Below are 10,457 nucleotides of genomic sequence, written 5' to 3' on the forward strand. Positions count from 1 at the left end.
GCCTACCTGACCCTGTCCTACGACCACCAGCTGGTCGACGGCGCGGACGCCGCCCGCTACCTCAACGACGTCAAGGCCCGCCTCGAGGCCGGCGAGTTCGAGGGCGACCTCGGTCTGTAACCGACCGAAACCCCCGCGGGACCGCAACGCCGGAACGGCACCTCGTCATCGTGACGGGGTGTCGTTCCGCCACCGCGTGGGACGGGCCGCCCGGCCGCGCCGTACGGCACCGGCGGTGCGTCGTGACCGTGTCACATCCGGGCCGGCCGCCCGGTCTTCATTGCACGCTGCCGGCGTTCCCCGCCCAGAGGAACGGCCGGAGCGATCCGAAAGCGCGGATTCCTCCCTCGCGGGGGACGTCCGCCGTGCGATCGACCGAATGCCAGGAAGGGCACGATGCTCCGAGACACCGAAGGCGCCCCCGACGTGAACGCCACCGTCGCCTCGTTGGCGATCGAAGCCGCGCTGCTGGAGGAGCGGGTCCGCCTCCTGAGAGAGCAGATCGGCACCATCGACACCCAGATGAACGCGTTGAGCGAACGGCTGCGTGCCTTCGCGGGTCGGGCGACGGCACCGGCGGATGCCGAGGAAGAGGCCTGAGGCCGTCGACGCCGGGGCGGAGCCGCCGTCGCCCTCTCAGGAAGCCGCTTGGTACAGTCCGCGGCCGGCCCGCTGGACACGGGACGCGCCGACAAGCCGGTCCAGGGTGCTGCGGACCGCGTTGATGCTGCCGGCATCCGTGTCGCGGCCGAGAGCGGCGGCGACGTCCCTCGCCCGGACCTCGGCGCCTCCGGTGGAGGCCAGGTAGTCCAGGATCTGCTCGGTCAACCTGCCGTAGTTGCCCTGCGCACCGGCGCCGGCGTCGGCCGCCTCGGCGGTCTCGGCCGGCTGTGCCGGAGGCCGCCCGGCCGAGTCGGCGGGCCGGGACGGGGACGGCACGGACGACGGCTCGCGAGCGGGTTCGGCGACGTCAGCCGTACGGTGTTCGTCGACGGCATCCCCTCGACGGCGCCCGTTCGCCCGGCCGAGCGGTGCGTCCGTGTCCGATGAGTCCGCGACCGAGGTGGCGGGCTGGGGCGCGGCCGCAGCGGAGGAAGCGGGCGGCAGGAGGTCGCGGAGAGCGCCGAGGGCCGTCTGCACCGAGCCGAGGTGCGCGACGACCGCCGCCAACTCCCTCTCCAGGGACTGTCTCTGCATCTCCAGGCGCTGCAATTCCCGCTGGAGGGCCTCCGCGGTGACCTCGAGATCCCGAGCCGTACGTGTTGCCGACACCATGTGTCCTCTCATCTCCCCCCCTCCGCCGGATCCGGCGCGCACGGGCAGATGTCCCGGATATCCGTCCGCCGCGCGTGCGGGCCGTGGGCGAGACGTAGCGGCCTGGCGTACAGATTAGTACGAAGGAGACGGCTCAGGTCATCGTTCGTCCTACACCGAGCGTTCTCCGGCCGAGTGTGCCCGCTTCGGTCGGTGCGTACGGGCGCCGTCAGGTCGCCGGTGCCCGTACGCGCGCGGGGTGGTGACGCCCGGCGGGCCCGCGGATGCGGGACCCGTCCGGGGCGTCACCACGCCTGCTCATGCCGTCAGTTGAGGCCGGTGGCCCTGATGACGGTCTGTACCACCGTGTTGCCGCGCGTGTCCGAGGCGCGGACCCGCAGGGACAGGTACGCCGCCCGTCGTGGCGCGTCCAGTGCGACGCGGGCGGCCCCGTCCCGCGCGTCGCGCAGAGTGGCCCGGTGCCAGGTCCGGCCGTCGTCGTAGGACAGCTCGACCGCGTCGGTGCGGACCCGGGCGGTGGAGGCACCCCGCAGATGCGACGCCGTCACGACGAGTTCGGCGTCGCGCCGGGCCGCGCCGTTCGGCGAGGTCGGCAGGGCGTAGTCCAACTGCACCAGGGGGAGTACCTGCTGCTTGCCGGCCTGCGGGGTGCCGGAGGAGAAGCCCCACTCGGTCCGGGTGGCGACCGAGAAGCGGCTGCCCGCGGTGCGCTGCGTGGCGGTGACGAGCCGGTAGCGGCTCGTGGCGTGCGGGAGTTCGGCCTCCAGCCAGGGGCCGTCGGCCCGGTTGAGCGGCCTGCCGTTCCGGCGCAGTTCGATGGTCTGCGTGGTGGTGCCGGGGCCGAGGGTTCCGGCGTGGTCGCGGCCGCCGTCGCCGAAGGCGGGGATCAGCCCGGAGACGGAGTTCCCGGAGCGTCGCGGCAGGTCCTGGCTCTCGTTGAGCCGGGGGTGCTCGATCGGACCGAACCACTGGACGTCGGTGGTGCGTCCCGCCGGGTAGCCGACCTGACCGGAGTGCTGGAAGGAGGTGCCGTCCTCGTAGGCCTCCTCCTTCCAGGTCGCGTCGGGGGACGCGGTCACCCAGTCGGTGCGGCGCGCGCCCGCGGTCGACAGCCGCCGGCTGTCCAGCCGGAAGACCTGGTACGGCTGGATGTCGAAGCGGTTCTCCATCACGCCGTGGCCGGGCGCGTTGCGGAACTCGACGTCGACCCGCGCGAGTTCGCGCTCGCGGGGCGCATAGCGCAGGGCCTGCGGGATACCGCCCCGCCAGGTGTGGACCAGGTCGTAGAGGTAACCGGTCTCGGAGTGGCCGACGACGCGCAGGGGGACCGAGCCCGAACGGCTGGTCCGGATACGGCTGATCAGGGTCTCGCCCTCGGTACGGGAGAGACCGGCGACGACCAGGCGGGTGCGGTCCCCGGGCTTGAACAGCCGTCCGTCTCCCTTGTTGACCGCGACCAGCATGGCCACGCCCGCCTTCTCCGCGGCCACCACCTGTTCGTCTCCCGCGTAGCGGACGACGGCCACCTTGCCCCGCGCCCCGGCGGCCGCGTACTCCTCCGGCCGGCCGTCACCGGCGAACACCGCCGGCAGGGTGCGCGTCCGCTCCTCGGGCCGTGCCGACCAGGGCTGCAACCACAGGTCGTCGAACTTCCGGGAACCCGAGGACAGGCTCAGCAACGGCTGTTCCTGACGCGAGCGCACGGTGTACAGCAGATCGCCTCCGGCGGGCCTGCCCCCGGGCAGCGCCCACAGGCTGTCGTACTCGGTGCCGGCGACAGCGGTGTCGCCGATGGCGGGGGCACCGTCCTCGAAGGACTGGACGAAGTCGGTGCGGACGTCGGTGGCCGTGGTGGTCCGGGGAGTGACGATCTCGGTCCGGCGCAGCCTGGTGCCGTCGAGCGTCACCGCGGTGCCGGCACCGTCGACCACGATGCCGGTCCTGACCAGCAGGGCCTGGCCCTGTGAGGACGCCCCGTGGACGCCCCGGACGGTGCCCCACGTCCACACCGTGTAGGTGCCGTTCGGCACCACCATGTCGACGTCGCCCTCCGCGTCGGTCGCGCCCATCGCGGGGTACGGGTCGCCCTTGCGCTGGAAGCGCACCAGCTCGTCGGAGAGCGGTTCGCCGTCCCGGCCCCGCAGGTGCACCCGCAGGTGGTGCATCTCCTCGCGGGTGCTGACGGCGAGCAGGGTACGTGTGACGGTCTTGCCGTCCACCAGGCCCGTGACGTGACCGGCGAACCGGGAGCCGGCCGGGGCGTGGTCGAGGACGGTGGTGACCGTCGTGGCCGCGGTGCCCTTGGCGGGCACGGTGATCCGGCTGTCCGCGACGGAGAACAGGCCGCGCGGGGCGTCGGGGGCGTCGACCCGCACCGTGACCGTCACGGCTCGCTCACCGCTGTTGGTCCACTCGATCCGGCGCGTGACGGTCTCTCCCGGCTTTCCGCCCAGGGAGTGGATCCCGGCATCCGAGATCCCGGTCGCCACCAGGTCCGCTCGGGCGGCCGCGGCGGCGTCCACCCGTCCGTTGCCACCGTCGTCCGCCGCGTTGGCGGGTGTCGCCGCGGCCGTGCTGACCAGGGCGTCCTTGATCCGGGCACCCGTCCAGTCCGGGTGCCGGGCGGCCACGAGCGCGGCGGCACCGGCGACGTGCGGGGTGGCCATCGAAGTGCCGTTCAACGAGGCGTAGGAGCCGCTGCCGAAGGTGGCGTACTGCGAACGGGCGGCCAGGATGCCGACGCCGGGCGCGGTGATCTCGGGCTTGACGGCGTCGTCCCGGAAGCGCGGGCCGCGGCTGGAGAACCAGGCCGGCGCGTCCTGTGCGTCGACGGCGCCGACGGTCAGCGCCGCGTCCGCCGCGCCCGGCGACGCGACGGTGGACGCGTCGGGGCCGGAGTTGCCCGCGGCGACGGTGAACAGCGCACCCGTCTCGGCGCTGAGCGCGTTCACGGCCTGGCTCAGCGGATCCGTTCCGTCCGAGGCGAACGAGCCGCCGAAGCTCATGCTGATCACCCGCGCCCCGGCCTCGCGCGCCGCCCACTCCATGCCGGCGATGGCCGAGGAGCTGTCGCCGGAACCACTGTCGGAGAGGACCTTGCCGACGTGCAGCCGGACCCCGGGTGCGACGCCCTTCTCCTTGCCGCCGGAGGCGGCGCCGCTGCCGGCGATGGTGGAGGCGACGTGGGTGCCGTGACCGTTGCGGTCCACGACGTCCTCGCCGGGAACAAAGCTGCGCGCGTCGGCGACCACGCCGCCGGCGAGGTCGGGGTGTTCGGTGTCGTAGCCGGTGTCGAGGACGGCCACGTCCACGCCCTGGCCGGTGTTGCCGCCCTTCCACACCTCGGGCGCGCCGATCTGCGCGACGCTCGACTCCAGGTCGGCGGTGACCTTGGCGTCCAGCCAGACCTTCCTGACACCGCCGTTCAGGGCCGGCGTGTCCGCGACGGCCCGGGCGGTGCCGGGCTCCGGCGCGGCGGACCGGGTGAGGTCGGCCCAGAACCGGGCGGCCCGGTCGCGGTTCTCCGTCAGCGCGGTGCTGTCGATGCTGGTCAGCGACCGTGCGGCGGTGGCTCCTTCGGGCAGGGAGGACAGGTCCTTCCTGCGCGAGGAGTCCGAGGCGTAGCCGAGGATGAGGGGCAGTCCGCGCGAGCGGGAGTCGTCGAACCCGTCGGCGACCAGCCGGGTCACGTTGAACAGCGCCTCGTCCAGGAGGCCCGCGGCGACAAGCCGTTCGGCCGCCGCGGGGACGACGTGGATGTCGCCGTCCCTGGCGGTGACGCGGGCGTCCGCGCGGCCTCCGCCGGGACCGGCCACGGAGACGGTCGGCGCCCCGGAGCCATGGGGAGTGACGGTGACACGGTCACCGGTGATGAGGGTGACGGTGCGTACGCCGGCACCGAGGGATGCGCCGCCGGGTACGACCACACCGTGGGGCGTGGTGGGGACGTTGTCAACGGCCGCTGCCGGCGGGATCGCCACCAGCAGTGCCGTGACAGCCGCGAGGACGGGTAGGCCCTGCCGGGCCGGGAAATGGGGTCTCACACGAATCCTTGGTCAAGTCGGCAATCCGGTGTGTTCACCGGAGTCGGTGATGATCACACGGTGTCATTTACCCATGTGACACTTGCCCTTGACCAGACCCATCCACCACCTGGGACGTTCGTCGTCCCCGTGGTGCCCCGTGGCGGCGGACCTTCCGAGGTCCTGCCCGCCGCCACGGGAAGTGCCGCTGCCGGCACGGGACTTCGGTGCTACTCGACGAGTTTTCCGTCGGTGGAGACATCCTCCATCAGGTGCGTGATCTCGTCCGGGATCGCCGGGATGCTCTCGCGGGTGACACCGGTGGCCGGCGACCACACGAGATTGACCCGCAGGGCGGGATCCATGTCCGGGTAGTCGCTGCGGTTGTGGCAGCCGCGGGTCTCACGGCGTTCGAGCGCCGATTCGAGCGTGGCCCGGGCGGCGAGGGCCGCCGACTTGAGGTCGAAGGCGTGCGCGAGGTCCTGGTAGCCGGCGATGTCGGGGTGGATGCCGACGGACTCCATGCGCTTCTCGATCAGGTCCAGTTCGGCGAGTCCGGCACGCAGGCCCTCCTCGTCGCGCACCACTCCGGCGTGCTCGGTCATGGTGTTGCGGATGGCGCGCTGGAGGGCGCGGACGTTCTCCGGCCCGTCCGCCGAGAGCAGGTCGTCGATCTCGGCACGCGCCTGCGCGATGGCGGCCGCCGACCGCGGGAGTGAGGTCAGGCCCTGCGAGTAGGCGGCGGCTGCCTGGCCGGTGATGCGACCGAAGACGAGGAGTTCGATGAGGCTGTTGCCGCCGAGGCGGTTGGCCCCGTGCAGACCGCTGGAGGCCTCGCCGATGGCGTAGAGACCGCGGACGTCGGTGCTGTGGTCCTCGGGTCGAACCCAGACCCCGCCCATGGAGTAGTGGGCGGTGGGCGCGATCTCGATCGGGTCGCGGGTGATGTCCAGCATCTGCAGGTCCAGCAGCGTCTGGTACACCCGGGGGAGCCGGTTCATGATCGTCTGCCGGGGCAGGTGGGAGACGTCCAGCCACACGGCGCCGTTGGGCGTGCCGCGGCCTTCCTTGATCTCCGTGTACGAGGCGAGGGCCACGCGGTCGCGGGTCGACAGCTCCATGCGCTCGGGGTCGTAGCGGCTCATGAAGCGCTCGCCGAGCGCGTTGCGCAGGATCCCGCCCTCGCCGCGCGCCGCCTCGCTGACGAGGGTGCCCGCCGCGTTCTCGGGCTCGATGATCCCGGAGGGGTGGAACTGGACCAGCTCGGCGTCGCGCAGCCGCGCGCCGGCGTCCACGGCCAGGCGGAAGGAGTCGCCGGTGTTCTCGTCGCGTCGGGAGGACGTGCGGCGCCAGATGCGGGTGTGTCCGCCCGCCGCGAGGATGACGGCGTCGGCGCGGATGAGGTAGCGGGTGCCGTCGGTGAGGTCGAAGCCGTAGGCGCCGAAGACGGCGCCGTCGTGGACGAGGATCCGGGTGATGTACACGCCCTCCAGCACCGGGATGTCGAGCTGCTCCGCCCGCCGGACGAGGGTGCGCTGGATCTCCAGACCGGTGTAGTCGCCGGCGAAGGCGGTGCGGCGGAACTTGTGGGCGCCGAAGAAGCGCTGGGAGATCCGGCCGTCCTCTTCCCTGGCGAAGGCCATCCCGTACCGCTCGAGGTCGTCGATGCCGCGGGCGGCGCCCTGGGTGACGATCTCCACGGTGTGGGGGTCGGCGAGCAGGTAGCTCTCCTTGAGGGTGTCGGCCGCGTGCTGCTGCCAGCTGTCCTCGGGGTCCATGGTGGCCAGCGCCGCGTTGATGCCCCCGGCGGCCAGCGCGGTGTGGGCGTCGTCCTTGGGACGCTTGCCGACGGCGAGGACGTCGACACCGGCCTCGGCCAGTTCGATCGCCGCCCGCAGTCCGGCTCCACCGGTGCCGATCACCAGGACCATCGTGGAGATCTGCTGTTCAGTGCGTGCCACGGTCTGCTCCGATCGCGTTGGTTGTCATCACCTACGACCGGGTGATCAAGCCCGCTGTGACACTTTTCCGCGCTGACCAGGGACTCCGCGCCCGGCTGCCGGAAAGCGGTGTGGGCGGGGGGACGGCCCGCGATCCGGCCGTCCCCCCGCCCACGTGGCCCGGCCGTCAGGCGAGTACGCGGTCCAGCGGCACGTCCGGGTCGGCGAGGCGCGCGTCATCGACGTCGGCGCGGGAGGTGACCAGGGACCGGATCGGCTCGACGACGTCCCACACGTTGACGTTCATGCCCGCGAGCACGCGGTTCCCCGACATCCAGAAGGCGACGAACTCCCGTCCGGGCCGGTCGCCGCGGAAGACGACGCGGTCGTAGCCGTCGGGTTCGACGTAGCCGGTGTACTCCATGCCGAGGTCGTACTGGTCGGTGTAGAAGTACGGCAGCCGGTCGTACACCGCGTCCTCGCCGAGCATGCTCCGCGCGGCCGTGGCCGGCTGGTTGAGCGCGTTGGCCCAGTGCTCGACGCGGATGTGGCGGTCGAGGAACGGGTGGTAGGCGTTGGCGACGTCGCCCGCGGCGTGGACGTCGGGCACCGAGGTCCGCAGGTGCGCGTCGGTGACGATGCCGTTCCGCACCTCCAGCCCCGCCGCCTCGGCGAGCCGGACGTTGGGCGTGATGCCGACGCCGACGACGACGGCGTCCGCGGGCAGGTGGGTGCCGTCGGCCAGCAGGACTCCGTCGGCGCGGCCGTCGGCACCGGTGATCCGCTCCACCTCCACGCGGGGGCGCAGGACCACTCCGTGGTCGGTGTGCAGACCGGCGAACACCTCGGCCGCCTCGCGCCCCAGGACCTTCAGCAGCGGCAGCTCCGAGTGCTCCAGCACCGTCACCTCCGCCCCGGCTAGCCGGGCGGCGGCGGCCGTCTCCAGGCCGATCCATCCCCCGCCGATGACGACGATCCTGGCTCCCGCGGTGAACGCGGCCTTGAGCCGCTCGCTGTCACCCACCCGGCGCAGGTACAGCACGTTGTCCAGTTCCGCACCGGGGACGGGCAGCCGGCGCGGGGACGAGCCGGTGGCAAGGAGCAGCTTCGTATAGGGCAGGCGGCGCCCGCCGTCGAGCTCCACCTCCTTGGCCCGCACGTCGAGCGCGCTCGCGGTCGTGCCCAGGAGCAGCTCGACGTCGTGCTCGTCGTACCAGCCGTCCGGATGCACGTAGATGGAGTCGCGCTCCTCCTTCCCGAGCAGGTAGCCCTTGGACAGCGGGGGGCGCACATAGGGCTTGTCCTGTTCGTCGCCGACGATGACGAGCCGTCCGTCGTAGCCGCGCTCCCGGAGCGCCTCGACTGCCTTGCCGGCGGCCAGACCGCCGCCGACGATCACGAAAGTGTTCACAGGGGACACGATGTACCTCATCCCTGATGTCGCATGCTGCGAGCCGTGTACTGAGAGTCAATCATCAGACCGTGCGACGCCGTGCTCTGTGACGCAGCGTGCCGTGTCGTGGAGGTGCGGGACGGGTGCGGTGTCACAACGCCCCGGGCCCGCCGGTCATACCGCTGATCGAGTCGAAGGACCCCCGACTCGGTGGGATCACCGGGGGCCGGCCGTCCGCTGCCGCCGGAGGCGGGCCCATGCGACGAAGGAGGAGGAGATGACCTATGTCATCGCGGAGCCGTGCGTCGACGTCAAGGACAGGGCCTGCGTCGCCGAGTGCCCGGTGGACTGCATCTACGAGGGCGAGCGCACGCTCTACATAAATCCCGAGGAATGCGTGGACTGCCGCGCGTGCGAGCCGGTCTGCCCGGTCGAGGCCGTCTTCCACGAGGACGACCTCCCGGAGCGGTGGGCGCACTACACGTCCGTCAACGCCGAGTACTTCGTGTCGCTCTCCGGGGAGCCGGGCCGGTCCGCTACGGGCGGCGGGGATCACCCGCTGATCGCCGCGCTGCCCGGGCAACACCCGCGGAAGAAGGGCATCTCGGTCTTCGCCATCCGCAAGGAGGAGGCCGCCGAAGCCGATCTCTGGTTCCCGTCGTGACGGAGTGCGGAGCCCGGGAACGGTGATCCCCTTCGTACGCGCACGGCCGCGGAGCGAGGCCTCCCGGCGGCATCCGGCCGGCGTCGTCGAACTGGGCCCCCAGGACATCGACCGCGCCGTGGCCATGCACCACCGGTGCTCGACGCACACCCTGTGGAGCCGCTACCACAGGGCGATGGGCGACCCCCGCGCCTACCTGGGCACTCTGCTGGCGAGACCGGGGGCCGTGCACCTGGCCGTGCAGCGCCCGGAGGGCGACCTCGTCGCCGTCGGTCACCTGATGCCGGATCGGGAGAACGCGGAAGCGGCACTCCTGGTCGAGGACGCCTGGCAGAACAGCGGCCTCGGCACCCGCCTCCTGCGCCACCTGGGACAGCGTGCCGTACATGCCGGGTGGAAGGAGGTCTACGGTCTCGTGCTCCCCGGGGACCGGAAGATCTCCGCCATCCTGTCGCACGTCTCCATCCCGATCCACACGGTGGACGAGGAGGGCCTGACGACGGTCTGGGCCGAGACGGCCGACATGGCGGCCGCGGGTCTTTCCCTTGTCACCGCCGACGCCGACGCCGACGCGTAGGACGTCACCTCACCGGGGCACCCGCTGCCGGACCGACCGCCGCCCGTGACGGGCGGCGGTCTTCCCGCGCCGTGCCGGCCGGGACCCGCTGGTTCGGCCCGGCCCGGGTCGACTCCCGGCCGCTCTCCGGCGACCGGAGCGCAGCGCCGTCCGGAGCGTCCGCGATCCGGCCGTCCGTAAGCCGGCCGCGGGGGGCCGGGAAGCGCACGAGGACTCCGTGCGGCTGATCGTCGGTGAGCCGGTCACCAACGCCGTCCGCCACGGCAGCGGTCCGATCGTCCTGCGCCTGATCCGGCGCCGGGTACCGACCCGCGAGCTGTCCGACACGGACGTCCGCACCCCGCGCATACCCCGTCCGGCAAGCGGCGAAGTGGACGGCGCGGCCTCCTCCCGGTCGTCCGGCCCGCCCGCCGGCGGGGCTCCCGCTCGGCACGCACCCAGGGGCACAGGACCTCGTCGGCCCGGTCCTCTTCCGACCGGCACGGGCCGGCCGACGCCCGACCCGGGTCGGGACCGGTGCGGTCCCGGGTACACCGCCGCCGACCCCGCGCCCCACCCGCGGCGGCACTCCCCCCCCGCCGGGCGG

At 72.7% G+C, this 10,457-nt stretch carries 8 protein-coding genes; 4 read left to right on the forward strand and 4 right to left on the reverse strand.

Translation table 11 applies throughout. The features are described from left to right. Positions 1-120 (forward strand): 2-oxo acid dehydrogenase subunit E2 (locus tag AB0F62_RS41535; RefSeq protein WP_361811734.1); only part of this gene is annotated, 120 nt, incomplete at its 5' end. 276 nt (positions 121-396) lie between these two features. Beyond that, the gene (locus tag AB0F62_RS41540) at positions 397-600 is read left to right on the forward strand and encodes a hypothetical protein (protein WP_361811716.1); all 204 of its coding nucleotides are present in this window, start codon (positions 397-399) and stop codon (positions 598-600) included. 36 nt (positions 601-636) lie between these two features. Here the strand turns inward: AB0F62_RS41540 and AB0F62_RS41545 are convergent, their stop codons facing one another. The 4 genes from AB0F62_RS41545 to AB0F62_RS41560 form a co-directional block, all read right to left on the reverse strand. Then, positions 637-1,275: a hypothetical protein gene (locus AB0F62_RS41545; RefSeq protein WP_361811719.1), complete on the reverse strand. Its 639-nt coding sequence runs from the start codon at positions 1,273-1,275 to the stop codon at positions 637-639. A gap of 305 nt (positions 1,276-1,580) precedes the next feature. Then, positions 1,581-5,318, reverse strand: coding sequence for a S8 family serine peptidase (locus AB0F62_RS41550; protein ID WP_361811722.1), 3,738 nt, complete (start codon positions 5,316-5,318; stop codon positions 1,581-1,583). 209 nt (positions 5,319-5,527) lie between these two features. Next, a complete protein-coding gene (locus AB0F62_RS41555; RefSeq protein ID WP_361811737.1) occupies positions 5,528-7,228 on the reverse strand; it encodes an FAD-dependent oxidoreductase in 1,701 nt (566 codons plus the stop codon). A gap of 196 nt (positions 7,229-7,424) precedes the next feature. Continuing rightward, positions 7,425-8,669, reverse strand: coding sequence for an FAD-dependent oxidoreductase (locus tag AB0F62_RS41560; RefSeq protein WP_361811725.1), 1,245 nt, complete (start codon positions 8,667-8,669; stop codon positions 7,425-7,427). A 238-nt stretch (positions 8,670-8,907) separates the two neighbouring features. On the opposite strand from AB0F62_RS41560, the gene fdxA reads away from it, so the two are divergent. Together fdxA and AB0F62_RS41570 are read left to right on the forward strand one after the other, a co-directional pair. Beyond that, positions 8,908-9,294: a ferredoxin gene (gene fdxA / locus AB0F62_RS41565; RefSeq protein WP_361811728.1), complete on the forward strand. Its 387-nt coding sequence runs from the start codon at positions 8,908-8,910 to the stop codon at positions 9,292-9,294. Between the two features lie 22 nt (positions 9,295-9,316). Continuing rightward, a complete protein-coding gene (locus AB0F62_RS41570) occupies positions 9,317-9,871 on the forward strand; it encodes an N-acetyltransferase (RefSeq protein WP_361811731.1) in 555 nt (184 codons plus the stop codon). Positions 9,872-10,457 lie beyond the last annotated feature (586 nt).

It is taken from the genome of Streptomyces sp. NPDC026673, assembly GCF_040638135.1.
GTDB lineage: Bacteria > Actinomycetota > Actinomycetes > Streptomycetales > Streptomycetaceae > Actinacidiphila.

Excerpts from the sequence above, each read along its gene's own strand:
- AB0F62_RS41540 (WP_361811716.1), top strand. The coding sequence starts at position 397 with ATGCTCCGAGACACCGAAGGCGCCCCCGACGTGAACGCCACCGTCGCC.
- AB0F62_RS41545 (WP_361811719.1), bottom strand. The coding sequence starts at position 1,275 with ATGGTGTCGGCAACACGTACGGCTCGGGATCTCGAGGTCACCGCGGAG.
- AB0F62_RS41555 (WP_361811737.1), bottom strand. The coding sequence starts at position 7,228 with ATGGTCCTGGTGATCGGCACCGGTGGAGCCGGACTGCGGGCGGCGATC.
- AB0F62_RS41560 (WP_361811725.1), bottom strand. The coding sequence starts at position 8,669 with ATGAGGTACATCGTGTCCCCTGTGAACACTTTCGTGATCGTCGGCGGC.
- fdxA (WP_361811728.1), top strand. The coding sequence starts at position 8,908 with ATGACCTATGTCATCGCGGAGCCGTGCGTCGACGTCAAGGACAGGGCC.